The following is a 321-nucleotide window of genomic DNA, read 5'->3' on the forward strand; positions in this document are numbered from 1 at the left end:
CGTCATTCTTTTTACTGTCTACTTAAAGGGGATAATATCACAGTACAGGAGTCACCTCTTATCAACTTTGAAGATTTATATTGTGAATTTGGATAACGATTCATTTAATCCACTGGATACTTTCTCTAACTTACCCGACAGTTGAACCAACTGTTCACCAACGACTTGCTGCTCGGTACTGAGTGAAGCAACCTCTTGAGAGGTTGCAGAAGATTGCTCTGCTACTGCGCTGACATTACTCATCGCATCGGACATTACATTCTGAGATTGGTTCAATTCTTCAATCGATACAGTAACTGCATCTAGATAGTGAACGAAACC

Annotated in this window: 1 pseudogene; it reads right to left on the minus strand. The window is 40.2% G+C overall.

What is annotated here, in order from left to right:
• Positions 1–75: 75 nt before the first annotated feature.
• Positions 76–321 (minus strand): annotated as a pseudogene (locus EJP82_RS27830) (methyl-accepting chemotaxis protein); the annotation flags it as partial.

It is taken from the genome of Paenibacillus anaericanus (assembly GCF_003994475.1).
GTDB lineage: Bacteria > Bacillota > Bacilli > Paenibacillales > Paenibacillaceae > Fontibacillus > Fontibacillus anaericanus.